At 61.5% G+C, this 26,241-nt stretch carries 25 protein-coding genes and 1 pseudogene; 14 read left to right on the top strand and 12 right to left on the bottom strand.

Annotated elements, in window-relative coordinates:
- Positions 1-9 precede the first annotated feature (9 nt).
- The 3 genes from xdhB to BN1800_RS03330 all read right to left on the bottom strand — a co-directional run bounded on the left by xdhB (position 10) and on the right by BN1800_RS03330 (position 4,976).
- The gene (gene xdhB, locus BN1800_RS03345) at positions 10-2,349 is read right to left on the bottom strand and encodes a xanthine dehydrogenase molybdopterin binding subunit (RefSeq protein ID WP_086994375.1); all 2,340 of its coding nucleotides are present in this window, start codon (positions 2,347-2,349) and stop codon (positions 10-12) included.
- Between the two features lie 354 nt (positions 2,350-2,703).
- Positions 2,704-4,170, bottom strand: coding sequence for a xanthine dehydrogenase small subunit (gene xdhA / locus BN1800_RS03335; protein ID WP_086994368.1), 1,467 nt, complete (start codon positions 4,168-4,170; stop codon positions 2,704-2,706).
- Between the two features lie 29 nt (positions 4,171-4,199).
- Positions 4,200-4,976, bottom strand: coding sequence for a 3-hydroxybutyrate dehydrogenase (locus tag BN1800_RS03330; RefSeq protein WP_027508273.1), 777 nt, complete (start codon positions 4,974-4,976; stop codon positions 4,200-4,202).
- A gap of 217 nt (positions 4,977-5,193) precedes the next feature.
- Here BN1800_RS03330 and glpK point away from each other — a divergent pair, with 217 nt between their 5' ends.
- Complete coding sequence (glpK, locus tag BN1800_RS03325; protein ID WP_027508274.1) at positions 5,194-6,687, top strand: glycerol kinase GlpK; 1,494 nt, start codon at positions 5,194-5,196, stop codon at positions 6,685-6,687.
- A gap of 34 nt (positions 6,688-6,721) precedes the next feature.
- Here the strand turns inward: glpK and BN1800_RS03320 are convergent, their stop codons facing one another.
- Positions 6,722-7,744 carry an acyltransferase family protein gene (locus tag BN1800_RS03320; RefSeq protein ID WP_086994365.1) on the bottom strand — a complete coding sequence of 341 codons (1,023 nt, stop codon included), beginning with the start codon at positions 7,742-7,744 and terminating at the stop codon, positions 6,722-6,724.
- A 165-nt stretch (positions 7,745-7,909) separates the two neighbouring features.
- Between BN1800_RS03320 and BN1800_RS03315 the strand changes: the two genes are divergently transcribed.
- The 8 genes from BN1800_RS03315 to map all read left to right on the top strand — a co-directional run bounded on the left by BN1800_RS03315 (position 7,910) and on the right by map (position 13,969).
- Positions 7,910-8,371: a nuclear transport factor 2 family protein gene (locus BN1800_RS03315; RefSeq protein WP_086994362.1), complete on the top strand. Its 462-nt coding sequence runs from the start codon at positions 7,910-7,912 to the stop codon at positions 8,369-8,371.
- 16 nt (positions 8,372-8,387) lie between these two features.
- Positions 8,388-8,942, top strand: a complete 555-nt coding sequence (locus BN1800_RS03310) for a TetR/AcrR family transcriptional regulator (RefSeq protein ID WP_086994359.1) — start codon at positions 8,388-8,390, stop codon at positions 8,940-8,942.
- Positions 8,943-9,073: 131 nt separating this feature from the next.
- On the top strand, positions 9,074-9,448 hold the full coding sequence (locus BN1800_RS03305; RefSeq protein ID WP_027508278.1) for a YciI family protein: 375 nt from the start codon (positions 9,074-9,076) through the stop codon (positions 9,446-9,448).
- Positions 9,445-10,704 (top strand): RNA polymerase sigma factor, encoded by a 1,260-nt coding sequence (locus tag BN1800_RS03300; protein WP_027508279.1) that lies wholly within the window; start codon positions 9,445-9,447, stop codon positions 10,702-10,704. Before BN1800_RS03305 ends, BN1800_RS03300 begins: the two co-directional genes overlap by 4 nt.
- Before the next feature lie 103 nt (positions 10,705-10,807).
- The gene (locus BN1800_RS03295) at positions 10,808-11,275 is read left to right on the top strand and encodes an SRPBCC family protein (protein WP_027508280.1); all 468 of its coding nucleotides are present in this window, start codon (positions 10,808-10,810) and stop codon (positions 11,273-11,275) included.
- A gap of 315 nt (positions 11,276-11,590) precedes the next feature.
- Positions 11,591-11,929 (top strand): PIN domain-containing protein, encoded by a 339-nt coding sequence (locus BN1800_RS03285; RefSeq protein WP_244564425.1) that lies wholly within the window; start codon positions 11,591-11,593, stop codon positions 11,927-11,929.
- Between the two features lie 178 nt (positions 11,930-12,107).
- Positions 12,108-13,169: an LLM class flavin-dependent oxidoreductase gene (locus BN1800_RS03280; RefSeq protein WP_086994355.1), complete on the top strand. Its 1,062-nt coding sequence runs from the start codon at positions 12,108-12,110 to the stop codon at positions 13,167-13,169.
- A gap of 41 nt (positions 13,170-13,210) precedes the next feature.
- Positions 13,211-13,969, top strand: coding sequence for a type I methionyl aminopeptidase (gene map, locus BN1800_RS03275; RefSeq protein WP_027508282.1), 759 nt, complete (start codon positions 13,211-13,213; stop codon positions 13,967-13,969).
- Between the two features lie 234 nt (positions 13,970-14,203).
- Here map and BN1800_RS03270 read toward each other — a convergent pair whose 3' ends face one another.
- Positions 14,204-14,788, bottom strand: coding sequence for a PadR family transcriptional regulator (locus BN1800_RS03270; protein WP_086994352.1), 585 nt, complete (start codon positions 14,786-14,788; stop codon positions 14,204-14,206).
- Between the two features lie 157 nt (positions 14,789-14,945).
- Between BN1800_RS03270 and BN1800_RS03265 the strand changes: the two genes are divergently transcribed.
- Positions 14,946-16,127, top strand: a complete 1,182-nt coding sequence (locus BN1800_RS03265; protein ID WP_027508284.1) for a YbfB/YjiJ family MFS transporter — start codon at positions 14,946-14,948, stop codon at positions 16,125-16,127.
- Between the two features lie 122 nt (positions 16,128-16,249).
- Positions 16,250-17,515 (top strand): bacteroid development protein BacA, encoded by a 1,266-nt coding sequence (gene bacA, locus BN1800_RS03260; protein WP_027508285.1) that lies wholly within the window; start codon positions 16,250-16,252, stop codon positions 17,513-17,515.
- A gap of 278 nt (positions 17,516-17,793) precedes the next feature.
- On the opposite strand, the gene BN1800_RS03255 is transcribed toward bacA, so the two are convergent.
- On the bottom strand, positions 17,794-18,792 hold the full coding sequence (locus BN1800_RS03255; protein ID WP_086994349.1) for a polysaccharide deacetylase family protein: 999 nt from the start codon (positions 18,790-18,792) through the stop codon (positions 17,794-17,796).
- Between the two features lie 118 nt (positions 18,793-18,910).
- On the opposite strand from BN1800_RS03255, the gene BN1800_RS03250 reads away from it, so the two are divergent.
- The 3 genes from BN1800_RS03250 to der all read left to right on the top strand — a co-directional run bounded on the left by BN1800_RS03250 (position 18,911) and on the right by der (position 21,714).
- On the top strand, positions 18,911-19,495 hold the full coding sequence (locus BN1800_RS03250) for an NnrU family protein (RefSeq protein WP_027508287.1): 585 nt from the start codon (positions 18,911-18,913) through the stop codon (positions 19,493-19,495).
- 101 nt (positions 19,496-19,596) lie between these two features.
- Positions 19,597-20,280, top strand: a complete 684-nt coding sequence (locus BN1800_RS03245; protein ID WP_086994346.1) for a tetratricopeptide repeat protein — start codon at positions 19,597-19,599, stop codon at positions 20,278-20,280.
- A gap of 15 nt (positions 20,281-20,295) precedes the next feature.
- Positions 20,296-21,714, top strand: coding sequence for a ribosome biogenesis GTPase Der (der, locus tag BN1800_RS03240; protein ID WP_027508289.1), 1,419 nt, complete (start codon positions 20,296-20,298; stop codon positions 21,712-21,714).
- Between the two features lie 105 nt (positions 21,715-21,819).
- Here der and BN1800_RS03235 read toward each other — a convergent pair whose 3' ends face one another.
- From BN1800_RS03235 to BN1800_RS03210, 6 genes and pseudogenes are all read right to left on the bottom strand, one after another.
- Positions 21,820-22,257 carry a hypothetical protein gene (locus BN1800_RS03235; RefSeq protein ID WP_027508290.1) on the bottom strand — a complete coding sequence of 146 codons (438 nt, stop codon included), beginning with the start codon at positions 22,255-22,257 and terminating at the stop codon, positions 21,820-21,822.
- A 279-nt stretch (positions 22,258-22,536) separates the two neighbouring features.
- Positions 22,537-22,827: pseudogene (locus BN1800_RS42195) on the bottom strand (MarR family transcriptional regulator); the annotation flags it as partial.
- A gap of 65 nt (positions 22,828-22,892) precedes the next feature.
- Entirely contained in the window at positions 22,893-24,071 is a 1,179-nt protein-coding gene (locus tag BN1800_RS03225) for a glycosyltransferase family 4 protein (RefSeq protein ID WP_086994340.1), read from the bottom strand.
- A gap of 164 nt (positions 24,072-24,235) precedes the next feature.
- Positions 24,236-25,147 (bottom strand): sugar kinase, encoded by a 912-nt coding sequence (locus BN1800_RS03220; RefSeq protein WP_027508292.1) that lies wholly within the window; start codon positions 25,145-25,147, stop codon positions 24,236-24,238.
- A 157-nt stretch (positions 25,148-25,304) separates the two neighbouring features.
- The gene (locus BN1800_RS03215; protein WP_027508293.1) at positions 25,305-25,646 is read right to left on the bottom strand and encodes a hypothetical protein; all 342 of its coding nucleotides are present in this window, start codon (positions 25,644-25,646) and stop codon (positions 25,305-25,307) included.
- 160 nt (positions 25,647-25,806) lie between these two features.
- On the bottom strand, positions 25,807-26,142 hold the full coding sequence (locus tag BN1800_RS03210) for a hypothetical protein (protein ID WP_086994337.1): 336 nt from the start codon (positions 26,140-26,142) through the stop codon (positions 25,807-25,809).
- Positions 26,143-26,241 lie beyond the last annotated feature (99 nt).

Below are 26,241 nucleotides of genomic sequence, written 5' to 3'. Positions count from 1 at the left end.
AAGCCACTCTTACACCCGCTTCATCCGCTCCACCGCCATCAGTACCCGCTCCGGCGTTGCCGGGGCGTCGAGCCGTGGGCAGACCTTGTAGTCGGCGACGCTGGCGACGGCCATGGAGAGCGCTTCGAGCACGGAGATTGCCAGCATGAGGGGTGGCTCGCCGACGGCCTTGGAGCGGCCGATGGTGGGCTCGGTGTTTTCTGACCACTCGGCGAGGCGGACGTTGAATATCTTCGGACGGTCGGAGGCGAGTGGGATCTTGTAGGTCGAGGGCGCATGTGTGCGCAGCCGGCCCTTGTCGTCCCACCAGAGTTCTTCCGTCGTCAGCCACCCCATGCCCTGCACGAAGCCGCCTTCCACCTGGCCGATATCGATCGCCGGGTTCAGCGAGCAGCCGACATCGTGAAGGATGTCGGTGCGGTCGATCAGATATTCGCCGGTCAGCGTATCGATCGAGACTTCGCTGCAGGCGGCACCATAGGCGAAGTAATAGAAAGGCGTGCCGCGGCCAGCGGCCCGATCCCAATGGATCTTCGGCGTCTTGTAAAAGCCTGCTGCCGAAAGCTGCACGCGGGCGAAATAGGCCTCCTTTATGAAATTGGGGAAGGGGATTTCCGCCTCGCCAACGCGCACCCGGTTCGGCAGGAAGACGATGTCCGACGCATCGACGTTCCATTTGTCTGCGGCGAAGGCAACGAGCCGCTCCTTGATCTGCCGGGCGGCGTCATGGGCGGCCATGCCGTTCAGGTCGGAGCCGGACGAGGCGGCGGTCGCGGACGTGTTCGGCACCTTGCCGGTGGTCGTCGCGGTGATCTTCACGCGGTCGATATCGACCTGGAAGCTGTCGGCCAGCACCTGCGCGACCTTGGTGTAGAGGCCTTGGCCCATCTCGGTGCCGCCGTGGTTCAGGTGGATCGAACCGTCCTGATAGATATGCACCAGCGCCCCCGCCTGGTTGAAGGCGGTCATGGTGAAGGAGATGCCGAATTTCACCGGCGTCAGCGCGATGCCCTTGCGGATGTAGCGGCTGTCGCGGTTGAAGCCGATGATGGCATTGCGGCGTGCCCGGTAATCGGCGCTTTCCTCCAGTTCCTCGACGATGCGCAGGATGATGTTGTCTTCAACTTCCTGATGGTAGGGCGTCGTCGTGCGGCCGGAACCGGGCTGTCCGTAGAAGTTCAGCTTGCGGATTTCGAGCGGATCCTTGGCAACTGCGTAAGCGATCTCTTCGATGAAGCGCTCGGCCCCCAGCATGCCTTGCGGCCCGCCGAAGCCGCGGAAGGCGGTATTGGAGACGGTATGCGTCTTCAGCGGCATCGAGGTCAGATGCACATGCGGGTAGAAATAGCTGGAATCGGCGTGGAAGAGGGCACGGTCCGTCACCGGGCCGGAGAGGTCGGAAGAAAAGCCGCAGCGCGCCGCATAGGTCGCGTCGACGGCGTGGATGCGGCCTTCGTCGTCAAAGCCCAGCTCGTAATCCACCAGGAAGTCGTGGCGCTTGCCGGTGGAGCTCATGTCCTCGTCGCGGTCAGGACGGAACTTGACGGCGCGCTTCAGCTTCTTGGCGGCGATGGCGGCAAGCGCTGCAAACTGGTTGCCTTGCGTTTCCTTGCCGCCGAAACCGCCACCCATGCGGCGCACGTTCACCGTCACGGCATTCGACGGAATGTTCAGCACGTGGCCGACGATATGCTGGATCTCGCTCGGGTGTTGAGTCGAGGCCCAGACGGTCACATCGTCATCCTCGCCGGGGATCGCCATGGCGATGTGGCCCTCGAGGTAGAAATGCTCCTGACCACCGATGCGCATCTGGCCCTTGAGGCGATGCTGGGCGTTGTCCATCTCGGCCTTGGCGTCGCCGCGCTGCAATGTCATCGGGGTGGTGACGAGCGGGCTGCCGTTTTCGAGCGCACCGTCGATATCGCTCCAATGCGGCAGGTCGCGATACTCGATCTTCGCCTTCTGCGCGGCATGGCGCGCGGCGTCGCGGGTTTCGGCGATCACGGCAAAGATCGGCTGGCCGTGGAATTCGACCTTGGCGTCGGCAAGCAGCGGCTCGTCATGGCTGCCGTTGGAACTGACGTCATTGGCGCCCGGCACGTCCTTGCCGGTGAAGACCCAAACGACGCCAGGGTGTCTGCGGACTTCCGAAAGATCCATGCTGAGAATCTCGGCATGGGCGCGGTCGGAGGTGCCGAGCGCGCCGTGCAGCAGGCCGGCGGGTTCGGGAATGTCATCGATATAATCGGCAGTTCCGGTCACATGCTTATGCGCTGAATCATGTTTCAGCGAAGCGTGCATGGGGCCGCTGATGATGACTTTGGTGGTGTCGAAGGTGGATTTATCCATGGCGCACCTCCCGGGTGAATATGGGAGCCGCTACCTTTGCCTCCTCCCTCATTCCTATGCTTGTCACAGGAATCCGGCCACGGCGCGTCTGCGCCGTGAATGAATCATTCGCCCGAAGGGAGTCTCTCGCGCCCAAGGGCTTGGGCGCACTGGATTCCTGTGACAAGCACAGGAATGAGGAGGAGAGGGTAGGCTTGCGAGTTTTTTCTGCCTGCACTGCCATCCGCTCTATGGGCACCTTCTCCCCAAGGGGAGAAGGTGAAACCGAGACGGCGCGGCATCCCCTTCTCCCCAGCCGGGGAAAAGTGGCGGCAGCCGGATGAGGGGGTGGGCTTGCACCAATGCTGATCACCATCACGCCACTCCCTCGAACCGCTTCAATTCCACCGGCGTGCCAACCGTTTCCAGGTAGAAGCGCTTGAGCAGGTTCTTTGCCGTCAACTGCCGGTATTCGGCGGTGGCGCGCCAGTCGGTGAGGGGCTGGAAATCGGCATCGAAGGCGCCACGTGCCCTGTCGACGGTTTCCTCGTTCCACGGCCTGCCGATGAGATCGGATTCGACGGTGCGGGCGCGCTTTGGCGTTGCGGCCATGCCGCCGAAGGCGATGCGCACGTCGTTGACGTCGCCGGCCTCGTCGAGCGTCAGATAGAAGGCACCGAGCACGGCAGTGATGTCCTCGTCGCGGCGCTTGGTGATCTTGTAGACCGCGAAATGGCTGCCTTCGGCCGGGTAGGGCATGAAGACGCTTTCGACGAATTCGCCGGGCTTGCGGTCCTGCTTGCCGTATTCGACGAAATAGTCCTCCAGCCGCAGCATGCGCGTGCCCGCTGCCGAGCGCATCTTCAGCGTCGCGCCAAGCGCGATCAAAGGCGGTGGGCTGTCGCCGATCGGCGAGCCATTGGCGATGTTGCCGCCGATCGTGCCCATGTTGCGCACCTGCTCGCCGCCGATGCGGTTGATGAGATTGCCGAGCGTCGGCACTTTCGGGGCGAGGGCTTCGAAAGCCTTGGTATAGGTGACGCCCGCACCGATCGTGACGCCGCCATCGGTCACCTTGATCGTCTGCAACTCGTTCAGGTGGTTGATGAAGACGGCAGGGTTCAGGGCGCGCATCTGCTTCGTCACCCAGAGCCCGACATCGGTCGAGCCGGCGACGACGGTCGCATCCGGCTCCTCGGCCAGAATGCGCGCCAGCGCCTCGACCGAACCAGGAACGATTAACCGCTCCTCGCCGGATGCGATCGTGATCGTCTCGCGCGTCTGCATCGCCCAGAGCCGTGAGACGATCTCGGAGCGAGTCTTTTCGAGCGGGTCGAAGAGCGTGCTCGGGCGCGCGCGGCTGACGGCTTCGGCCGCCTTGACGATCGGCTCGTAACCTGTGCAACGACAGAGATTGCCCTGCAACGCCTTTTCGATCTCGGGCCGTCCGGGCTTCTCGTTTGTGAGCCACAGGCCGTAGAGGGACATCACGAAGCCCGTGGTGCAGAAGCCGCATTGCGAGCCGTGATAGTCCACCATCGCCTGCTGCACCGGATGCAGCGTACCGTTCCTGGCGGCCAGGTGCTCGACGGTGACGACATGCGTGCCGTTCAGCGATCCCAAGAAGCGGATGCAGGCATTGACCGTCTCGTAGAAGAGCTTGCCGTCGAGCAGGCGGCCGACGAGCACCGTGCAAGCGCCGCAATCGCCCTCGGCACATCCTTCCTTCGTGCCGGTCAGCCGGCGCCTCAATCGCAGAAAATCAAGAAGCGTCTCGGTCGGGTGGACATCGGTAAGCGCGATGTCCTCGCCGTTGAGGATGAAGTGGATGCTGTCTTTCATGATGTTCCTTATTCTTGTTTTTGAAATGGTTATGCCGCGGTCCAGCCTCCGTCAATCGAGATGTGGGTGCCGGTCACCTGCCGGGCGTCGTCGCTGGCGAGGTAGAGCGCCATGGCGCCGATCTCCTCGGCCTTGACGAATTCGTGCGTCGGCTGGGCCTTAAGGATGACCTCGGTCTTTACCTGCTCTTCGGTCATGCCGCGGGCCTTGGCCGTATCCGGTATCTGCTTTTCGACGAGCGGCGTCAGCACATAGCCGGGGCAAATGGCGTTCACGGTCACACCGAATTCGGCAAGTTCGAGTGCGGCTGTCTTCGTCAGACCTAATATACCATGTTTTGCGGCCACATAGGCGGACTTGAACGGCGAGGCGACGAGGCCGTGCGCCGAGGCGATATTGATGATGCGGCCATGTTTCTTCGCCTTCATCAGCGGGATGGCGGCACGCATCGTATGAAACGAGCTCGACAGGTTGATGGCGATGATCTGGTCCCACTTCTCGATCGGGAAATCCTCGATCTTCTCGACATGCTGAATGCCGGCATTGTTGATTAGCACGTCGACGGTACCGAAGGTCTTTGCCACCGTGCCGATCAGGTCGGCTATCTCCGCTGGCTTCGTCATATCTGCCGGATGGTAGAGCGCGCTTCCTTTGGAAAGTGATTCAAGCCGCTCCACTATCGCCTTGATCTCATCCGAATTTCCGAAGCCGTTGATGACGACATTGTCGCCCTTGCCGGCAAAGGCGGTGGCGATCGCAAGCCCAATGCCGCTGGTGGATCCAGTGACAACAACGGTTCTCTTCATGCTCGTCTCCCTATGGCTTGTTTTCGCGACGCAATCTCGCGAAGGTTATGCCCAAAGCGGCGCTTCTGGCAATCGCGCGGGAGAGACGATTTGTAGGCCGGAGACAACGACCGAAGGCCGGATGAGAGCTGCTTCTTTTTCGTTTTATTTTCTTTTCAGGTTCGCTTTGGTGCCCTATTGATTTCTGCAACAAAGCACTCGCATGGGAGGGACAGGCGTGAGCGGATATGTTTTGGCGATCGATCAGGGCACGACATCGACGCGGGCGATCATTTTCGATGGCGAGATGAGGATCGCCGGCGCGGGCCAGAAGGAGTTCACGCAATTCTATCCGCGTTCAGGCTGGGTCGAGCACGATCCGGAGGAAATCTGGGATTCGGTGGTTTCCACCATCCACATGGCGCTGCGCGAGGCGAAGATCGAAGCCAAGGATATCGCAGCACTCGGCATCACCAACCAGCGCGAGACGGTCGTCGTCTGGGAGCGCGAGACCGGCAAGCCGATCCACAACGCCATCGTCTGGCAGGACCGCCGCACGGCGAACTACTGCGACAATCTCAAGCGCCAGGGCCTCGAAAAGACGTTCACCAAGAAGACAGGGCTGATCCTCGATCCCTATTTCTCAGGCACCAAGCTTTCCTGGTTGCTGGCCAACGTGAAAGGGGCACGGGCGCGCGCTGTCAAGGGCGATCTCTGCTTCGGCACGATCGACACCTTCCTGATCTGGCGGCTGACCGGCGGCAATAGCTTCGTCACCGACGCCACGAATGCATCGCGCACGCTGATGTACAATATTGCCGAGAACAACTGGGACGAAGACCTGCTCGATATCCTGCGCGTGCCGGCCGCCATGCTGCCGGAGGTGAAGGACTGCGCTGACGATTTCGGCGTTGCCGATGCCTCGATCTTCGGCGCCGCGATCCCGATCTTCGGCGTTGCCGGCGACCAGCAGGCCGCGACCATCGGCCAGGCTTGCTTCGAGCCCGGCATGATGAAATCGACCTACGGCACAGGCTGCTTCGCGCTCTTGAATACCGGCGCGGACATGGTGCGCTCTAACAACCGGCTGCTCACCACAATCGCCTACCGCCTGAACGGCGAGACGACCTATGCGCTTGAAGGCTCGATCTTCATTGCGGGGGCTGCCGTGCAGTGGCTGCGCGACGGCCTCGGGATCGTCGACCGCGCTTCGAAGACCGGCGAGCTTGCGGAACGGGCCGACCCGACACAAGAGGTCTATCTCGTCCCCGCCTTCACCGGCCTTGGCGCGCCGCACTGGGATCCGAAGGCGCGCGGCGCGATCTTCGGCCTCACCCGCAACAGCGGTCCAGCCGAATTCGCCCGCGCGGCGCTCGAAGCCGTCTGCTACCAGACCCGCGACCTGCTCGATGCCATGCAAAAGGACTGGAGGAACGGCAAGGACGACACGGTGCTTCGCGTCGACGGCGGCATGGTCGCCTCCGACTGGACGATGCAGCGGCTGGCCGACCTGCTCGAAGCTCCTGTCGACCGTCCAGCCATTCTCGAAACCACCGCTCTTGGTGCTGCCTGGCTTGCCGGGAGCAGGGCAGGCGTGTGGCCCGACCGCAAGACCTTCTCGGCTAAATGGAAACGCGACCGGCGCTTCGAGCCGGACATGGATGAGAAGACGCGGGCCGCGAAGATCAAGGGGTGGCGCAATGCGGTGAAGCGGACGCTGAGCGGCTTTTAGCATTGCTTTCGCGCAGCTATGCCGCTTGGCCGCTTCAAGCTGCAATTGCTTGCCGCTTCCGCCCTGCCGGCGGAGCGTAGAGCCAGCCGGCGCCGCTGCGATGGGCGACCGCCTTGATGGCGAGCGACAGGCCGATCGCCACGACCACGACAAGCGGTGCGGTCACATAGCCGCTTGCCGCATGCGCCTTCACCAGCGCCGCCATCGCTGCCACCAGCAGCGAAACGATCATGACGTGGGTCACATAGACCGGAAGCGTATTGCGACCAAAATAGGCGAAAGCATGCAGGACTGGCTGCAGCCGAGACATTAGCACGGCGGTTCCGCAGAACCATGCCAGGCCAGCGATGGAAGAGAGCAGCGCCCAGCTGCCTTTCTCGACGGCCTGCAGCCGCCAGCGCAACAGATAGAGTGCCGCAAAGAGCAGGAAGCCGCCGAATGCCGTGAGAACTGGGCGCTCCGTGATCGTGCCGACCACGGATTTTCCGTACCAGCAGCCGAAGAGGAAGAAGACAAAATACTGCAGCACATTGCGATGGGTGAAGAGGTCGACCGGCAGATGCTCGCCGAAGGCGAGGATCGAGACCACTGCGGCGATCGCGATCGTCGCCGCATGATGGGCGGAGGAGAGGAGCTTTGTGGCAACCATGAAGATCGCCAGTGCCCAGATGAACCAGATGCCGGTGTTGGGCGCCCACCACATCTCGATCAGCTGGTAGGGATCGCTGCCTTCGGCCGGTACCAGGGCGTTGGTCTGGACATAGCGGAAGAACAGCCAGCGCGCGGTGCTCCAGATCGCGAAGAGATAGACGAGCAGCCAGATTTTCCGGCGCAAAAAGTCGCGCCAGGACGCCTGTACGGCCGATGCCGCAAGAAAGCCGGAGACGGTGAAAAACAGCGGCATCCGGATCGGCGTCATGATGCTACTGAGGCGGGCATAGAGGTCCGGGGCGATCTCGTGGAAGTCGTGGTAGAGGAGCGTGTGGTAGATGACCACGAGGATGATCGACATACCCTTGGCGATGTCGAGCCAAGCGATGCGGGTTTTTTGCTGCATAGCCGCTCCCCGAATTGTGCAACGCAACAGCAATAAATAGGCGAATTTCGTCAAAAACGAGGGCGCTCAGCCAATCTCTTCATCGGGGCGGAATGCCGCAGCAAGGCCGCTTGTCAATTCTGTACTGATAGGTACAATGTAATCATGTTGGTACAGGAGATGATCATGAGTGCACTTGTCCCGCCTTTCACACTAGAAACCGCAACGCAGAAAGTCCGCATGGCAGAGGACGGCTGGAATAGCCGTGATCCGCAAAGAGTATCGCTCGTCTATACGCCGGACAGCAGCTGGCGGAACCGGGCGGAATTCATCAACGGCCGCGCAGAGATCGTCGCGTTCCTGACGCGCAAATGGGCAAAGGAGCTGGATTATCGGCTGATCAAGGAACTCTGGACCTTCGGCGGGAACCGAATCGCCGTGCGCTTTGCCTATGAATGGCATGACGACAGCGGCAACTGGTTCCGCTCCTATGGCAACGAGAACTGGGAATTCGATGCGGCGGGCTTGATGCAGCGGCGTTTGGCCTGCATCAACGATCTGCCGATCAAAGAATCGGACCGTAAATTCCACTGGCCACTCCGCCGGCGGCCGGACGATCATCCCGGCCTATCCGACCTCGGCCTTTGAAAGGAGGGCGTCAGATCTGAAAACGCTCTACGAACGCACCGATGTCGTACCGCTGCTTGCCGAAATCTTCCGCGAGCTGGGCTTCGAGGGCGCGACGCTCAGCCGGATCACCGAGCGGACCGGCATCGGCAAGGGAAGCCTCTATCACTTCTTTCCCGGCGGAAAGGAAGAGATGGCGGCAGTCGTACTCGCCGATGTCGACACCTGGTTCGAGCAATTCGTCTACGAGCCGCTTCGTCGCGACGATCCTGCGGAAGCGATCGCCGCGATGTGGAAGAATGTCGATGTCTATTTCCGCTCCGGCGGCCGGATCTGCCTAGTCGGCGCCTTTGCGCTGGACGAGACCCGCGAGCGATTTGCGGCTGTCATCAACAGCTATTTCCAGCGGTGGATCGATGCGCTCGCCGATGCACTCGTCCGCAGCGGCCGCCCGGCCGGCGAGGCGAGGGCGGTGGCCGAGGACGCGGTGCTCGGCATCCAGGGGGCTCTTGTGCTGTCGCGCGCGCTGGATGACAAGGCCTTGTTCAAGCGCGCGCTGGATCAGATGGCGAAGCGGTTGAGCGCCACTTGAGCATAGCCGGTGCTGCAGCTCCTTGGCGTCCTCCCATTGCCGTGGCTTGCCGATCCTCCGAACGATAATTTTTTGCTGCGTCCTGTCGGTTGCCGGGTTACTTCTTCGTCATTGAGGAAGAGGAGTGAGAGATGCTTTACGCAATCCTTTGCTATGCCAATGAAGAGACGGTTTTCTCCTGGTCCAAGGAGGAGGAAGACGCCGTCATGGCGAAGCTTCATGCCGTACAGGCTCCCGTCGCCCAGGCCGGAAAACTTGGTCCGGTCGGGCGGCTGATGCCGACGACTGCGGCAACCACCGTTCGCAAGGGCAAGGAAGAGCCGCTTGTGCTCGACGGCCCGTTTGCCGAAACCAAGGAAGCGCTGCTCGGCTTCTACGTCGTCGATTTTGAAACCCTGGACGAAGCGGTCGCCTTTTCGAAGGAGCTGTCGGCGGTCAATCCAGGCTCGACATCCTATGAAATTCGGCCGTTCTACGTCTTCCGGCCCGGAGAAGCCTCGACATGACGGATATTGCCTGGATCGATGTTGCGCTGACTGCTGCCCGGCCAAAGGCGCTGGGCGCGCTGCTGCGCTACTTCCGCGATCTCGATATTGCGGAGGAAGCGTTTCAGGAAGCATGCCTGCGCGCGATCCGCACCTGGCCGGACAAGGGGCCGCCGCGCGATCCGACCGCTTGGCTGATCTTCGTCGGCCGCAACAGCGGCATCGATGCGGTGCGCAAGCAGGCGAAGACCCAGGCACTGCCGGACGAAGATCTGATTTCCGACAAAGAGGATGCCGAAAGCGATATCGCCGACCGGCTGGACGATTCCAACTATCGCGACGACATCCTGCGGCTGCTCTTCATCTGCTGCCATCCGGACCTTCCGGCGACACAGCAGATCGCGCTCGCATTGCGGATCGTTTCCGGGCTCTCCGTGCAGCAGATCGCGCGCGCCTTTCTCGTCGGCGAAAGCGCCATGGAGCAGCGGATTACCCGCGCCAAGGGACGGGTCGCGAAAGCCGGCGTGCCGTTCGAGACGCCGGGGCCGGAGGAGCGGGCGGAACGTCTCGCGATCGTCTCAACGATGATCTACCTGATCTTCAACGAGGGTTATTCGCAGGGCGATCCGAAACGCGAGGCCGCCGCCTTCAGCGACGAGGCGATCCGGCTCGGCCGTCTCCTGCTTCGCATCTTTCCCAGCGAGCCGGAGATCATGGGACTGCTGGCGCTGATGCTGCTGCAGATATCCCGGCGTGATGCGCGCTTCGATGCCAATGGCGAGTTGGTGCTGCTGGAGGATCAAGACCGCTCGCGTTGGAACCATGCGCTGATCAACGAGGCGCTGAACCTGCTCGACAAGGCGATCCGTCACCGCCGGCCCGGACCCTATCAGCTGCAGGCGGCGATCGCGGCCCTCCATTCGCGGGCGAAGCGCGCCAAGGACACGGACTGGGAAGAGATCGATCTGCTTTACGGCGTGCTCGAGCGCCTGCAGCCGTCGCCGGTCGTCACGCTCAACCGGGCGGTTGCGGTATCGAAACTCAAAGGACCGGAAGAAGCGTTGAAGCTCGTCGATACGCTCGGTGAAAAGCTCGACGGCTATTTCTACTATCATGGCCTGCGCGGCGGACTGCTGAAGCAGATGGGCCGAGCGAGGGAGGCGCGCGAAGCCTTCGACCGTGCGATCGCGCTTGCGAATTCCGCTGCCGAAGCGGCTCATATCCGCCTGCAGATCGACAAGCTGCAGAGTGAGCATGCACACCCGGCTGCGAAATAAATTTGAAGAAAAAATCGCTGACGATGTCGGAACGACAAATGGCGACACGTCCTTGTAACAACCTGATGGAAAACAGGTTTTGCTCAACAGGAGGAATGCTGAAATGATTGCTGATGCAAAACACGAACTCGTTCTCGTGCGTGAATTCGATGCCCCGCGCGAAAAGATCTTCAGGGCGTGGACCGATCCGGAACTCATGAAGGAATGGTTCGTCCCGCGCCCCTGGACGGTGTCCAAGGTCGAGAGCGACGTCCGCCCGGGCGGTTCGAGTCTTGTCGTGATGCGCAGTCCGGAAGGTCAGGAATTTCCAAACCACGGCGTCTATCTGGAAGTCGTCGAAAACGCGAAGATCGTCCTGACGGACGCCTATATCAGCGCCTGGGTTCCATCCGAAAAACCTTTTATGACCGCGGTGGTGCTTCTCGAAGACCTCGGCAACGGCCGGACCAAATACACGGCCAAAGCGCTGCACTGGCGGGCCGAAGACAAGGAAGAGCATGAAAAGATGGGCTTCCACGAAGGCTGGGGCAAAGCTGCCGATCAGCTTGCCGAGCTTTTGACCCGCATCTGATAGTTTTGGCAGTTCATGCGGGTGCTGAAGCGGTTTCATCTTGATTCCGCCGGCGCCCGCAATCCTTTGATTTTGGATTCGGATTGGCAGTTCCTTATATATGTAGCAGCGGCGCGAAGAAGGCTGCAAAAGGGCCGGTCTTCATCACCGATCGCGCAAGCCTTCGCATGTTCTGTTGACGATCGAGGAATATACCAAACTTGCCGGAAAAGGTGCGAGCATTGCCGAGCTTTTTTATTCTCCTGGCGCGGATGAGTTCGAGTTCGAGCCGCCGAGAATTGACGATTTTGGGCTGAAGTCCGTCGATTTCTCCTGATGTATCTCATCGACACGAACGTCCTGTCGGAATTCCGCAAGCTGCTCACCGGCAAGGCAGATTCTGTCTTTGCCGAATGGTTTTCGACGGTATCTTCCGAGCGTCTCTATGTTTCGGTCGTGACGCTTTTCGAGATCGGGAACGGGATATTGAGGCTGGAGCGGCGCGATGCGCATCAAAGTTCGATCTTGCGGAATTGGTTCGTCAAAGCAAGGACGCAGATGCAAGGCCGTATTATCGACATCGACCAGGGGATTGCGCTGCGCTGTGCCGCATTGCACGTGCCCGCTCGACGCGGGATGCGTTTATCGGTGCGACGGCGATCGTGCGCAATCTGACGCTCTTGACCCGCAATACCCGCGACTTCCAGGGGATGGGCGTCGAGATCATCAATCCCTGGGAGCGGCGACCCTAAGTCACCCATCAATTTCATCGAACGGTCCGTTCCAGAATTTCCGGTTGCCCTCCGCTGCCCGTCTTCTTATCTCCATGGGCACACTCAACAGGATGCCGAGCATGGAACTGGGTCTTTATACCTTCGCCGACGTCAATCCGAACCCTGAGCGCAGCAAGGGTGCCGAAGGAGCCGAGCGGCTCAAGCATCTCATCGAGGAGATCGAGCTTGCCGACCAGGTGGGGCTCGATGTGTTCGGGCTCGGCGAACATCACCGGCCCGATTATGCCGTTTCCGCGCCTGCGGTGGCGCTGGCTGCGGCGGCGGTGAAGACCAAGAATATCCGGCTGACCAGCGCGGTGACGGTGCTTTCCTCAGATGATCCAGTTCGTGTGTTCCAGCAGTTTGCAACGCTCGATCTGATTTCCAACGGCCGGGCCGAGATCATGGCGGGGCGTGGCTCGTTCATCGAATCCTTTCCGCTCTTCGGCTACAACCTCGAAGACTACGACCAGCTTTTCGAAGAGAAGCTCGATCTGCTAATGACGCTCCGCGAAGGCGAGACCATCACATGGCAGGGCGAGCTGCGGGCGCCGGTCAACGGCCGCGGTGTCTATCCGCGCCCGCTGCAGCATCCGCTGCCGCTCTGGATCGCTGTCGGCGGGACGCCGCAATCCGTGGCGCGCGCCGGTGCGCTCGGCCTTCCGGTGGCGCTTGCGATCATCGGCGGTGAGCCGCGCCGTTTTGCGCCGCTCTTCGATCTCTACCGCGAGGCAGCGGGCCGGGCCGGACAGGATCAGGCGAAGCTGAAGACCAGTATCAACGTCCATGGCTTCATCGCCGATACGACGGATGCGGCAGCCGACCAATTCTACGGTCCGCAGGCGGAGGTCATGAACCGCATCGGCCGCGAGCGCGGCTGGGGACCGACGAGCCGGGCGCATTTCGACATGTCGCGCGGGCCTTCCGGGGCCCTCTTCGTCGGAGACCCGGAGGTGGTGGCCGAAAAGATCGTCGCACATCACAGGATATTCAGGAACGACCGTTTCCTGCTGCAGATGGCGATCGGCCTCATGCCGCATGAGCAGGTCATGCGGGGCATCGAGCTCTACGGTACGAAAGTGGCCCCGCTTGTCAGAAAGGCATTGACTGACGCTGGCGAAGGGGCGAAAGCCACGGCCTGAACCCGCGATGGCCTGCGCCTTGCGGCAGGCCGGAAAAAATTATGGTAATCGAAAACGACGACGAACTGGTAAAGCTCAAGGAGATCGGCCGCATCTGCGCCAACGCCATTCAGGTGATGGCGGCAGCAGTCGAGCCCGGCATGACAACGCTGGAGCTCGATCAGATCGGCCGCAGGGCGCTGGAAGATGCGGGCGCGCGTTCAGCGCCGGAATTCTGCTACCAGTTTCCGGGTGCGACCTGCATCAGCGTCAACGAGGAAATCGCCCACGGCATTCCGGGAGCGCGTGTGATCCGCCCGGGCGATCTCATCAACATCGATGTCTCGGCCGAAAAGGACGGTTTCTTCGCCGATACCGGCGCCTCCTTCACCGTGCCGCCGGTCAAGCCAAAGATCGAGAGGCTCTGCCGCGACGGCAAGCGGGCGCTCTGGGTAGGTCTCAACCAAGTGAGGGCCGGCGAGCCGCTGGCGAAGATCGGCAAGGCCGTCGGTGCATTCGCAGTGAAGAACCGCTATACGCTGGTCGCCAATCTCGCAAGCCACGGCGTCGGCCGCTCGTTGCACGAAGAGCCCGCCGAGCTTTCCACTTGGCCCGATCCTTCCGAGAAGCGGATGATGACCGAGGGCCTCGTCTTTACCGTCGAGCCTTTCCTGTCGCTCGGCGCGACATGGGCCGAAGGCGGCGACGACGCCTGGACGCTCTACGCCGATCCGCAGGCGCCTACCGTGCAGTTCGAGCATACGGTCGTGGCGACGCGGAACGGGCCACTGATTTTGACGCTGCCGGATGGCGGGGTCTAGCGGCAAGTCTCGCGACATAGTGTTACCCCCTCACCAGCGAAATCTAAGCCTTGGCCGGCGGCCAAGGACAAGAGTTCGTACCCTCTCCCACAAAGGGAGAGGTAGGGGCGCCGAGCGTGCGGCGAGTTCCTCTCCCCACTGTGGGAGAGGAAGCAATTTCGGCATTTAGCATTTAGCCGCAGGCTAAGTGCTAGAAATTGCAGGTGAGGGGATCGGAGGGAGCCTGCCTCACCCTCACGTCTGCGGCTTGCCACCTTGCAGAATTTCCGTTGCGGCGCGTTCCAGGATGCCGGCGATGCGGGCGGCTTCGGCCTTTGACCATGGATAGCGCATCCTGAGTGCGGCGCGCAGCAGCGTACGGGCGGCGCGGATGTCGCCATTGTCGCGCATCAACTCTTCCTCGTCCTCGGCGTCGCGATGGCGGCCGTGGTGGTCCGGATCGAACATGCGGTTGACGAAAGCCATCTTCTCGCCGATGCGTTCGAGCTTGTTCAGCGTGTGCTGGATCATCGCGCGGTTCTCCTCGACCTTCTGTCTGCCGCGTTCGGTGATCTTGTAGAGCTTCTTGGTGCCTTCGTTCTCGACTTCGGCCAACTCGGTCTCTTCCAGATAAGTCAGTGCCGGATAGATGACGCCGGGGCTCGGAACGTAGAAACCGCCCGAGCGCTCCTCCAGGGTCTTGATGAGCTCGTAGCCGTGACGCGGACGCTCGTCGAGCAGCGCCAGCAGCACCAGTTGAAGATCAGCGGCCGCAAACTTGCGGCCCATTCCCATCCGCATCGCTTCGCCGAACATGCCGCTACCTCTGAAACCTCTCATGGTCTGCTCCTTTATCGTTGGTCATATCCAGAAATATATCGTAAAATATATGTCGTAAGATATATCGTTCAAGAGAGGCATCAAGGATTTGTGGAATTGATCGATCGATCAGATTTTCTCGTTTGTCCCTGCCATTGTGCAGCGCGATAAAGCGAGCATGTTGGCACGCGGCGATACTGAACCAGCGAACCTCTTGCGGACGGCCCTTGCCGGCATGATCGCGATGTCGGCGGCGATGGGGTTCGGGCGGTTTTCCTATACGCCCATCCTGCCCGGAATGATGAGCGGCGTGCCGCTTTCGGCGGCCGATGCCGGGTTTATCGCCTCGGCCAATTTCGCAGGATACCTCGCGGGCGCCGTGCTTGCTGCTTACAGCTGGGCGACGGGTCGCGAACGCAAGGTCGCACTGTTGGCACTTCTGGCGAATGCTGTGCTGCTCGCGGCCATGGCCGCGACCGATTCTGTTGCCGCCTTTGCGGTCATCCGCTTTCTGGCCGGACTGGCGAGCGCCTTTGCGATGATCTTCACCTCGTCGATCGTCTTGAGTCATGGTGCTGCGGCAGGCAACGACCACGTTCAGGCGGCGCATTTCGGCGGCCCGGGTGCTGGCATTGCGCTTTCTTCGGTCATGGTGATGCTGATTGGCCTCATCTTTACCGGTGCCTCGGGCTGGCAAGCCGACTGGATCGGCGGTGCGGTCTTTTCGGCAATCAGCCTCGCCGCCGTCTGGCTTCTGCTGCCATCGGCTCCGGTGCGTGCGGGCAATTCCGGCAAGGAGCCGCCGATCGCCTGGAGGCCGCCGGTGGCTCTGCTGACGCTGTCCTACGGCATCTTCGGTTTCGGCTACGTGATCACCGCGACTTTCCTCGTTGCCATCGCGCGCATGGATGCGGCGGGGCAGATGGTTGAATTCCTCTGCTGGTTCATCGCCGGACTGACGGCAGCTGTTGCGCTTTTTGCGTGGCGGCCGCTGGTCTATCCGCTTGGCCTCGGCTGGGTCTATGTCACCGCTCTTCTCATAGAGGCGCTCGGCGTTCTCGCGACCGTGATGCTGCCGCATTCGCTGGCGCCGCTGATCGGCGGGGCTCTCTTCGGCGCGACCTTCCTCGCCATCACCGCCTACGGGCTTCAGATCGGCCGCAAGCTGGCGCCGGAAAGCGCGCGCCGCATCTTCGCAACGATGACCGCCGCTTTCGGTCTCGGCCAGATCGTCGGCCCCGTCGTCGCCGGCTGGATCGCCGAGCAAACGGGCAGCTTCATCCTGCCGACCTATATCGCCGCTGCAGCCCTCATCCTATGCGCCGCGCTCGTGCTGCCGGTGATCAAGAAACTGGGATAAGCCGTTACAAATGCGTAACAATGGGCCAAACCCATTGCTGCCTTCTTCGAACTGCCATAGTTTCCGGCACAATCAGTCAGCTGATACTCCCAAGATTCCAGTTCAGGAAAGCAACGTCACCCGTGTTTGTATCGTATTTCCCCAAGCCGAAACTCTTCTTCACCTCAGCTGTGGTTTGGGCGCTTCTCGCCGTTCTGCTCTGGTATTTTGGCGGCTCCCGCCTAGGCGCTGTCATTGGCTTGGCACCGCTGCCGCCCGGGCAGGAGGCCCCGATCGGGGTTTCAGTGTTCTGGTCGACGCCGTTCCTGTGGTTCTATATCTACTACATCGTCGCGGTCGCGCTCTTTGCGGGCTTCTGGTTCGCCTACAGCCCCCATCGTTGGCAGATGTGGTCCGTGCTCGGCTCGGCGCTGATCATCTTCAATACCTACTTTTCGGTTCAAGTCAGTGTGGCAGTTAATGCCTGGTATGGCCCTTTTTACAACTTGATACAGAAGGCACTGACCACAGTCGGATCCGTTCCGGCCTCAGAGTTCTATTTTGGCATGCTGGGCTTTGCCGGCATCGCCTTTGTAGCGATTACTGTCGGCGTGCTGAACCTGTTCTTCGTAAGCCACTGGATATTCCGCTGGCGCACAGCGATGAATGGATACTACATGGCACACTGGCCGAAGCTCCGCCATATCGAAGGTGCCTCCCAGCGCGTTCAGGAAGACACGATGCGCTTCTCCACTACGATGGAAAGCCTCGGCGTCAACCTCGTCAGCTCTGTCATGACGCTGATCGCCTTCTTGCCGGTGCTCTTCAAGATCGGTGCAAGCATCACCGAACTGCCGCTGATCGGCGAGGTGCCGCATGCGCTCGTGTGGGCGGCTATCTTCTGGTCGATCTTCGGCACAGTGTTCCTCGGCCTAGTCGGTATCAAGCTGCCGGGACTGGAATTTCGCAACCAGCGCGTTGAGGCGTCTTATCGAAAAGAACTCGTCTACGGCGAGGACCATGCCGATCGTGCCGCGCCTCCGACTGTCGCCGAGCTCTTCGCCAACGTCCGCCGGAACTACTTCCGCCTCTATTTCCACTACATGTATTTCAACGTCGCCCGCATCTTCTACCTGCAGGCAGACAACCTCTTCAGCCTGATCGTGCTCATTCCCTCGATTGTCGCCGGCAAGCTGACGCTCGGCCTGATGACACAGATCAACAATGTATTCGATCAGGTGCGCGGCTCGTTCCAGTATCTCGTCAATTCGTGGACGACGATCGTTGAGTTGCTGTCGATCTATAAGCGCCTGCGGACGTTTGAATCGGCGATTGAGGGCGAACCGCTGCCGGAAATCGACCAACGCTATCTGGAGCGTGAAGCAGGCGTCGTTCACGCCGACGGTTGAGGCATGGTATGCGGATTTTATTTCCGCTAACTCGAACGTTCCGGTTTGCGGCGCCCCCGTCATCCGGCACCTTCTCCCGAGGGGAGAAGGGCCTCGTGGCGGCGGCGTTTGCGCCACTCGAAAGGTGGAATGATTGTGGTGGCGCTGATCAATGGTGAGGGCAGTGATAAAGTTGGCGGGCGTGCCACTTTCACCTTCTCCCCAGCGAGGAGAAGGTGCCCGAAGGGCGGATGAGGGGGCCGCCTGGTATGAGTTTCAATGGACGCGTAGAAGCGACCTCATAGCCCCGAAGTCTCCTGTTCCCTCAGCGTCCCGCGTGCTTCGATCATCGGGATCGCTTCCGCGTAGCTGACGCAAGCCACATCGGCGCGGCGGCAGACGTCGCTCACCAGGCGGTCGAGCGCGCGCCAATAGGCGCCACCGTTCATTTCCACGAAGTGGAAGCCGAGCTGGAGGGGAATGCGGTCGCCCGCATATTGCCTATCGAAAGCGTGCCTGAAGGCCGCGTAGGCGCGCTCCTCGAAAACCTTGCTGCCGGTCTTGTCTTCTTCGCCCTTGGAATGGCGGACGAAGAGATTGTAGTCCATGCCGATCACCGGTTTTTCATTCGGGCCTTCTGGGATCAGCGGCAGGCCGAAGCGGATCACGCCGTGTTCGACGACGGGCATCGCCGGACCTTTGGTCACCAAGCTGGCGTCATAGGAAAAGCCCGCCTTCTTCTCCGCGGCGATCATGTCGGCGCCCGGTGTTGCGGAAAGATACGGTGCGCGAAACCCCTTGATGCCGTGCTCGACCAAGCCCTGCCAGCCCTGCGGCTCTTCAAGACCGACGCTTTTCCAGGCGTTTTTCAGCGTCGCGTTGAAGGTCGCGTATTCGGCGGACCAATCGGCCTCGCTCCATTGGCGGCCGTCGAAATGGCCGCAGGCGTGGCTCGAAATATCGTGGCCTTCGAGGTGCGCATGCCAGATATTGCCGAGCCGCTCGCGGATTTCCTCGTCGCTCTGCGCAAAGCCGACATTGGACTTTCCGCGTTTTTGGTGAGGGGCTTGGTAGGCGTTCTTCGTGGCTTGATTCATCAGAAAGGTACAGGAGAGAAAATAGGTGAAGTGCGCGCCGTTCCTTGCCGCCATCTCGCGGCTCTTCTGCCACAGCGCGTTGTCATGGGCGCCGTCGAAGGAAACGATCACGAGCTGCTTCGGCGGCTGATCGGCTGCCTGGGCGGGGAGGGAAGCGACAAGGCAAAGGGCCAGCGAGGCAGGAAAAATGGAATGAAACATGGACACCGCGACAATTTGTTTGCGGCTTTCCTGTTACAGAATTGCGGCGAAGCTGCGGTGGCACTGGCATTTTCCGGTGGCTGCCGCTAATCCTCGGGAAACGGACAGGAGACGCGCTATGGCATTGCTCATCGTCGGCATCATACTTTTTCTCGGTCTCCATCTGGTGCGCGTCGTCGCGCCCGGCTTTCGTCAGTCGATGATCGCAAGCTTGGGCGAGCGCCGCTGGAAGGCCGGTTATGCGATCGCGAGCCTTCTTTCGCTGATCCTGCTGATCTACGGTTTCGGCCAGGCGCGGCAGGTCACCGGCTTGCTTTATGCGCCGCCGGTCTGGATGGCGCATATCGCCGTGACGCTGATGCTGATTGCGCTCATCTGTCTTGCCGCCTCGCTGCTGCCGGCGGGGCACATTGCGGTTCGGACCAAGCATCCGATGGTGCTCTCGGTGAAGATCTGGGCTTTCTCGCATCTGCTGGCCAACGGCGAGACCTCGTCGGTGCTGCTGTTTGCGGCCTTTCTCGCCTGGGGCGTCGTCCTCCGCATCGCCCTGAAGCGGCGCGAGCGGGCGGGCGAGTTGAAGCTGCGGCCCTTCGTCTCGGCGAAGTACGATCTCTACGCCGCCGTAATCGGCGTGGTCGCTTGGGCGCTGGTCACCTTCAGGCTGCACGAATGGCTGATCGGCGTTTCGCCGCTCGCCGTGTGACGAATCTTTGCGATCCCCCTTACAAGTGCCGCAAAATGGAGTAGAAGGCCCCACAATATGCGGCAACGCATGCAATGGGCTTATCCGTGCCGGAGACGAGAATGGCATTCAACGACGACAGCTTCATCCGTGAAGTCAACGAGGAACTCCGTTCCGACCAGATGAAGGGCGCCTGGCGCCGTTTCGGCCGCTATGTCATCGCCGTCGCCGTTCTGATCGTGGTCGGCACAACAGGCAAAGTTGCCTTTGACTACTGGGACGACAACCGCTCGTCCGGCACCGGCGATCAGTTTCTGGCGGCGATGAAGCTTGCCGACGAGAACAAGAGCGACGAGGCGCTTGCCGCGCTCGCCACGCTCGAAAAGGAAGGACATGGCGCGTATCCGGTTCTCGCCCGCATGCGCGCAGCCTCGGTCCAGGCGCAGAATGGCGACAATACCGCGGCTATCGCCGCCTTCGAAGCGATCGGCAAGGACCAGTCCGTGCCGGAAGCTGTCCGCGATGCTGCCAAGATGCGTGCCGGCTGGCTGCTGATCGAAAACGGTACTTACGAGCAGGTTTCCGCCGCCGTCGAGGAAATGGCCATTCCGGCGAATGCCTTCCGTCACTCGGCCCGCGAAGCGCTCGGTCTTGCCGCCTACAAGGCCGGCAACATGGCGCAAGCCCGCCAGTGGTATCAGGCGATCGCCGACGATGCCGCAAGCCCGCGCAACATTGCAAACCGCGCCCAGATCATGCTTGATAACATCACCGCATCCGGCAAGGCGCCCGCCGCACAGGGCTGAATCTAAGGATTTCTAATGAGCTTTACGGTCGCGATCGTCGGTCGCCCGAATGTCGGCAAGTCGACGCTTTTCAACCGTCTGGTTGGGAAGAAACTGGCGCTTGTCGACGATACGCCCGGCGTCACCCGCGACCGCCGGCCGGGCGATGCGCGGCTGATGGACCTCAAGTTCACGATCGTCGACACCGCCGGCCTCGAAGAGGCCGATGCCGAAAGCCTGCTGGGGCGCATGCGCGCCCAGACGGAAGCGGCAATCGACGAGGCCGATCTGTCTCTCTTCGTCGTCGACGCCAAGACCGGTCTGACGCCGGTCGATACCGCCTTGGCCGAGATGCTGCGCCGCCGCGGCAAGCCCGTCGTCCTCGTTGCCAACAAGGCCGAAGCGAAGGGCTCCGACAGTGGCTTCTACGACGCCTATACGCTCGGTCTTGGGGAGCCGACGCCGATCTCGGCCGAGCACGGACAGGGCATGCTCGATTTGCGCGACGCGATCGTCGCGGCACTCGGCAAGGAGCGCGCTTATCCGCCGAAGGAGGACGTCGCCGTTACCGACGTCGACGTGCGGCCGTCGGAGGTCGAGGGCGAGGAAGACGAAGAGCCCGCCTACGACGATACAAAGCCGCTGCGCGTCGCGATCGTCGGCCGGCCGAATGCCGGCAAGTCGACGCTCATCAACCGCTTCCTCGGCGAGGACCGGCTGCTGACCGGGCCGGAAGCGGGCATCACGCGCGATTCCATCTCCGTCGAGTGGGACTGGCGCGGCCGCACCATCAAGATGTTCGATACCGCTGGCATGCGCCGCAAGGCGAGGGTGATCGAGAAGCTGGAAAAGCTCTCCGTAGCTGATGCGCTGCGCGCCATCCGTTTCGCCGAGCTCGTCGTCATCGTCTTTGATGCGACGATCCCCTTCGAGAAGCAGGATCTGCACCTTGTCGATCTGGTGCTGCGCGAAGGCCGCGCTGCCGTGCTCGCCTTCAACAAATGGGACATGATCGAGGACACGCAGGCCGTTCTCTCCGATCTGCGCGAAAAGACCGAGCGGCTGCTGCCGCAGGCGCGCGGCATCCGCGCCGTGCCCATTTCCGGCCAGACGGGCCGAGGGCTCGACAAGCTGATGCAGGCGATCATAGATACCGACAAGATATGGAACAAGCGCATTTCGACGGCGAGGCTCAACCGCTGGCTGGAGCAGGCGCAGGTGCAGCATCCGCCGCCGGCCGTTTCCGGCCGCCGCATCAAGCTGAAATACATGACGCAGGTTAAGGCCCGCCCGCCGGCCTTCATGATTTCCTGCACGCGTTCAGACGCTCTGCCGGAATCCTATACGCGCTATTTGATCAATGGTCTGCGCGAAGATTTCGACATGCCGAGCGTGCCGATCCGCATCCATTACCGCTCGCCGGACAATCCGTACGAGTCGAAGAAGAAGCGGTAGCCGCCTTTCACTCCTGTTCGGGATATGCGCCGCCGCACGGCGCGCTGAAAAGCTGGAGCTGCCACATGGCCGCTCCAGCAATGACCCTACGAAACCTTGGCGCTCCTAGTCGAGGAACGCCGCGCGCAGCCGATGGAGCACGCCGCGCTTTCCTTCAGCAAAGAAGGAGCGGATTTGCCGGGCAGCGGTTGCAGCGTTCACCGTAGCGCCGAAGTGGCAGTAGCAGATGACCTTATGCAACTCCCTGTCGGTCAACTCGAAGAAACGCTTTGCCTCGCCATAGGTGTCGTTTTCCATCCCGGCTGCACGCAGCACAGGATCCTTGAACGCGACGGAGATCGGCGAATTGTCGGCGCGCATGATGTCGCGCCCTGCTTCCGGCTGATATTCTGTCTGGTGCAGCGTCGAGAGGTGCCGGTTTGGGAACTGCTCGAGAACTTCTGCCCAGCGCTGCAGGCGCTCGCTGCGCGACATCGGCCGGCGTGGCTGATCCGGGTTGACGTTTGCGACGGTCCGCAGTTGGTCAAGTGCTTGATATTTCATTTTAGCCTCCGATTCAGACGATGGCTGCTCCGCCCCCTTGCTCATTTGCCCTAAGATAAGATTGACTCTTGCGGGCGCGGAAGTCCAATCACGATGCTCATCGAGGCGGCTTTTTGCGTCATTGGCAGCGTTTTCGGGCGCTTTGGTGCTGGAGAGCCGGGTACGAGGGTTGCCGGTGAATTGTAGGCGACCGATAAGCGCGAGAAGCAGTCACTGCCCGCCATTGATCGGCCGCAGTCGATGCAGTGTGTCCGCTGGGCTAACAGCACATTCGCTCTTCTATGCTGTCACACTCCTGCTCAACGCCTCGCCAAGAGCCACGGTCTCGGCCTGCAAGCGCGAAACCGGCGGCGCCCCGGCCGGTGGCGCCGGCGACGCAATTGGGGATCGCGGCGGCTTTTTCCTTCAGCCTGATCCTTCGCCGCTCAGGCGGACGATAACGACGCGTTCGTCTTCCTTGTAGCGCTCTCGGCGAAGATAGCCGGTGGCCTCGAGGACCTCAGCAGGGGTAGGCGTGCTCGGTTCCAGGAAGAGCTTTTCGCCAAGACTGCCGACGGCCTGGCTGTCTCTTGAAGGCCATCAGCAAAACCGCGACCGTCCACAGCGCCATCACGCTTGCCAACCGCATAATCAGGTCAAGCGCTCGACTTCATCGGGCCGACGGCATCGCTGGCCTTTCTGCTTTTGGGCAAGGTCTTGGCATATTGCCAGGCCTTCTTCCATTTCGGCGTAATGACGCCGTTGGCGGCGCGGATGTTGTTGATGAACTGCTGCGTCGCTGCTTCCCAGGAGTATTGCAGTGCAAGGTCCCGTGCCTTCTCGCGTGAGGCGGACAATGCGCCGAGGCAGGCCGTCTGCAAGTCTTCGTCCAAGGCTCCGACCTCGCCATCCTCGCCGATGATATCGAGCGGGCCGGTGACGGGGTAGGCGGCAACGGGAACGCCGCAGGCGAGCGCTTCCAGGATCGTGTTGCCGAACGTGTCGGTCAGTGATGGGAAGACGAATACATCGGCTTGCCCGTAGATCCTGGCAAGCTCTTCGCCGAATTTCAGGCCGGTGAACAGCACGTCCGGATAGCGTTTTTCCAGCTCCGCGCGGGCAGGGCCGTCACCGACCACAACCTTGGAGCCGGGCAGGTCGAGATCGAGGAAGGCGGGCAGGTTCTTTTCCAGCGCCACACGTCCGACCGACATGAAGATGGGGCGCGGCAGGCCGAAGGGCTTTTCCTCCAGCTTCATAGGGCGGAATTGCGCGGCGTCGATGCCGCGGCTCCAGGGCATCAGGTTGCGGATGCCCTTTTCCGACAGTTCGCGTGCAAGGCTCGGCGTTGCCACCATGCAGCCGGCGCCGGAATTGTGGAACCACCTCACGAATGCGTAGAGCCAGCTCTTCGGCACCGGCAGGCGGGCCGAGACATATTCCGGGAAGCGCGTGTGGTAGCTGGTGGAGAACGACATGCGGTTCCTGAGGCACCAGCGCCGCGCCGTCAGCCCGAGCGGGCCTTCGGTGGCGATATGCACATAGGATGGCTTGTGTTTTTCGATCTCGCGGGCGACCCGGCGGTAATTGGCGATCGAGAGGCGAATTTCCGGATAGGTCGGGCAGGGGAAACTGCTGAAACGCTCGGGCGTCACCATGGACACGGCGACCCCAAGGTTCGCAAGCTCGCGGTTGGTGTTCTCGATCGAGCGGACAACGCCGTTTACCTGCGGATGCCAGGCGTCGGTGACGATCACCAGCCTCTCCGGCACGCTTCCAAGCGCGGCATTGGCGCAGCTCTCGCCGCTATGGCTGTTCGACGAATGTTGCAGCATTTCCCGTTTTCCATCCACGCCGCGCCGTACCGGACGGCAGCGGACAACCCCAGGCGGGCGTGAGGAACGTGATTCCCGCATGCCCTATTTTGAGGCCTCTCCATGATGGATTTATTACAGGCGGATTTCGGCTGGCGATCGATGCACGATTGCCACACCCGGGGCTACAGTCCGAGCTTGTCCTTCGCGACCAGCGCACCATGTTCGCTGACGACGCGCGCGGCAACCTTCGCTGCGAAATGGGCGCTGGCGACCGGATCCTTCGTCTCGAGATATTTGGCCAGGAATGAGCCGTTGAAGCTGTCGCCGGCGCTGGTGGTGTCGACAACCTCCTTGACCTTTTCGGCCGGCACGAAGTTCTGCTGGCCGGCGAAGTTCAGCGTAACGCCTTCTGCGCCGTTCTTGATCGCGACGTTCGGCGCGCCGAGCGCGCGGTAGCGGTGGACCGTGGCTTCGATGGAGTCGTCGCCGAAATGCAAGGCCTCGTCTTCGAAACTCGGCATGACGAGAGAGGAGGAGCGGGCGCCTTCGCTGATCGTCGTGTGCATGACGTCATAGCTCGCCCAGAGGCGCGGGCGGATGTTCGGATCGAAGACGACGAACTTTCCCGCGGCCTTGGCGCGGCGGGTTTCGGCCAGCAGCGTGTCGGCATCTTCGCGCGGCAGGATGGCGAGCGTGATGCCCGAGAAATAGACGACGTCCGAGCCTTCGATCGCCTCGCGCAACCGATCGGGATCGGCGGCGAGCTGCCGGGCGGCGGAGTTCTCGCGCCAGTAGCTGAAGAAGCGCTCGCCATTCCTGAGGTTGATCAAGTAAAGGCCAGGCGCCTTGCCCTTGATGCGGCGAATGAGCTTTGTGCCGATGCCAGCTTCCTCGAAGAAGGCGATCATCTCGTCCGACATGGGGTCATCGCCGAGCGCGGTGAAATAGTCGACGCTCCAGGCCGGCTGCATGCAGGCGCGGGCATACCAGGCGGTGTTCAGCGTATCGCCGGCGAAGCCTTTTCTCAGCAGGCCGCCGCCTGCCTGCGAAAGCTCCACCATGCACTCACCGATCGATAAGAACCGTCCGCTCAAAACTGCCTCCCGAAAATTTCCTTCGTTTGCTGATAACGCGGAGAGGCGCTGGGAGGCAAGCGTCGGTATGGCTGGTTCCGGCACGTTTGCCGGGCGGCGGCCGCAAGAAAGTCTGCTTCGCTCTGTCTGCGAAGCAGGTTTGATCAACGGCGCATTGCTATTCGTGGATCGTGTAGCTGCCGAGCTGGCAGAGGTCCTGCGTGTCCTCGGTCGTGTCGAGGTCGGATGCCTCGTCGAATTCGAAGCGCATGTCGTATTTGCAGACATCGCGGCCGTCGGCGATGGTGATGCTTATCGTTTCGCCCGGATTCAGGACCTGCTCGCCGAAGACGTCGTCTTCCCATTCATCGACGCCTGTCGGGGAGGTGTAGAAGCGCGTCAGCTCGGATTGGGTGCCGTTGATGAGCTTGAATGTCAGATCTTCAGCCTGCGCCGGAAAGGCAACGGCAAAAAGCACCGCTGCAGCAGCTGCGGCAACGTTTAAGCCTGTGTGTTTCATGAAAAGAATCCCCCGCCCATGATTGGGCCGATTCCTCCTAGCTGAAGCTTGTGAAAGGACAATCATCAGGAAGTTGCAGTTTTGCCAAACCGGGCAATCGACCCAAAAATGGCTGACGCAAAAAGCCCGCCGGCGACGGCGGGCTCATGTCGCAGATCGCCTATCCGATCTCCGGGCAGCCCCGGCGGTTCGCGAAGACGATGCGGTCCGGGCCGTAACGGGTCCAGCCTTGCACCGTGACGCTACGGTTCGTCACGCGGACGACCTCAGCGCGGCGTAAGCCGGATTCGCGAGCGGCTATCTGTGCCTCGCGCGGGCTGCAGCCCCGGCGGTAGTCGTCGCGATAACGATCATAGCGATCGCGTTCGTAGATGCGTGCGCCGTCCGGACCGATGCGGAACTCAAGATCCTGAGCCTGGGCAAAGGACGCGGGCGCGACAGCGCCTCCGAGCGTAAGCGCCAGCACAAGGCCGGCATTGGATAACAGCTTGAGCATTTTCTCCTCCTTTCGGAGCCCCTGCAGTGACCCTCATGCTTGTGTAGGGGTGAACTGCCTCGGAGCGCGAATTGTTCCGCTCCGAGGCAGGTCCCGGCA

This window comes from Rhizobium sullae (assembly GCF_900169785.1).
GTDB lineage: Bacteria > Pseudomonadota > Alphaproteobacteria > Rhizobiales > Rhizobiaceae > Rhizobium > Rhizobium sullae.
Note: the sequence above shows the minus strand (reverse complement) of the source record. Positions and strands in the feature narration are given on the sequence as shown.

Coding starts and splice junctions, on each gene's coding strand:
- xdhB (WP_086994375.1), bottom strand. CDS start 2,349: ATGGATAAATCCACCTTCGACACCACCAAAGTCATCATCAGCGGCCCC.
- xdhA (WP_086994368.1), bottom strand. CDS start 4,170: ATGAAAGACAGCATCCACTTCATCCTCAACGGCGAGGACATCGCGCTT.
- BN1800_RS03330 (WP_027508273.1), bottom strand. CDS start 4,976: ATGAAGAGAACCGTTGTTGTCACTGGATCCACCAGCGGCATTGGGCTT.
- BN1800_RS03320 (WP_086994365.1), bottom strand. CDS start 7,744: ATGCAGCAAAAAACCCGCATCGCTTGGCTCGACATCGCCAAGGGTATG.
- BN1800_RS03315 (WP_086994362.1), top strand. CDS start 7,910: ATGAGTGCACTTGTCCCGCCTTTCACACTAGAAACCGCAACGCAGAAA.
- BN1800_RS03305 (WP_027508278.1), top strand. CDS start 9,074: ATGCTTTACGCAATCCTTTGCTATGCCAATGAAGAGACGGTTTTCTCC.
- BN1800_RS03300 (WP_027508279.1), top strand. CDS start 9,445: ATGACGGATATTGCCTGGATCGATGTTGCGCTGACTGCTGCCCGGCCA.
- BN1800_RS03295 (WP_027508280.1), top strand. CDS start 10,808: ATGATTGCTGATGCAAAACACGAACTCGTTCTCGTGCGTGAATTCGAT.
- BN1800_RS03285 (WP_244564425.1), top strand. CDS start 11,591: ATGTATCTCATCGACACGAACGTCCTGTCGGAATTCCGCAAGCTGCTC.
- BN1800_RS03280 (WP_086994355.1), top strand. CDS start 12,108: ATGGAACTGGGTCTTTATACCTTCGCCGACGTCAATCCGAACCCTGAG.
- map (WP_027508282.1), top strand. CDS start 13,211: ATGGTAATCGAAAACGACGACGAACTGGTAAAGCTCAAGGAGATCGGC.
- BN1800_RS03270 (WP_086994352.1), bottom strand. CDS start 14,788: ATGAGAGGTTTCAGAGGTAGCGGCATGTTCGGCGAAGCGATGCGGATG.
- BN1800_RS03265 (WP_027508284.1), top strand. CDS start 14,946: ATGTTGGCACGCGGCGATACTGAACCAGCGAACCTCTTGCGGACGGCC.
- BN1800_RS03255 (WP_086994349.1), bottom strand. CDS start 18,792: ATGTTTCATTCCATTTTTCCTGCCTCGCTGGCCCTTTGCCTTGTCGCT.
- BN1800_RS03250 (WP_027508287.1), top strand. CDS start 18,911: ATGGCATTGCTCATCGTCGGCATCATACTTTTTCTCGGTCTCCATCTG.
- BN1800_RS03245 (WP_086994346.1), top strand. CDS start 19,597: ATGGCATTCAACGACGACAGCTTCATCCGTGAAGTCAACGAGGAACTC.
- der (WP_027508289.1), top strand. CDS start 20,296: ATGAGCTTTACGGTCGCGATCGTCGGTCGCCCGAATGTCGGCAAGTCG.
- BN1800_RS03235 (WP_027508290.1), bottom strand. CDS start 22,257: ATGAAATATCAAGCACTTGACCAACTGCGGACCGTCGCAAACGTCAAC.
- BN1800_RS03225 (WP_086994340.1), bottom strand. CDS start 24,071: ATGCTGCAACATTCGTCGAACAGCCATAGCGGCGAGAGCTGCGCCAAT.
- BN1800_RS03215 (WP_027508293.1), bottom strand. CDS start 25,646: ATGAAACACACAGGCTTAAACGTTGCCGCAGCTGCTGCAGCGGTGCTT.
- BN1800_RS03210 (WP_086994337.1), bottom strand. CDS start 26,142: ATGCTCAAGCTGTTATCCAATGCCGGCCTTGTGCTGGCGCTTACGCTC.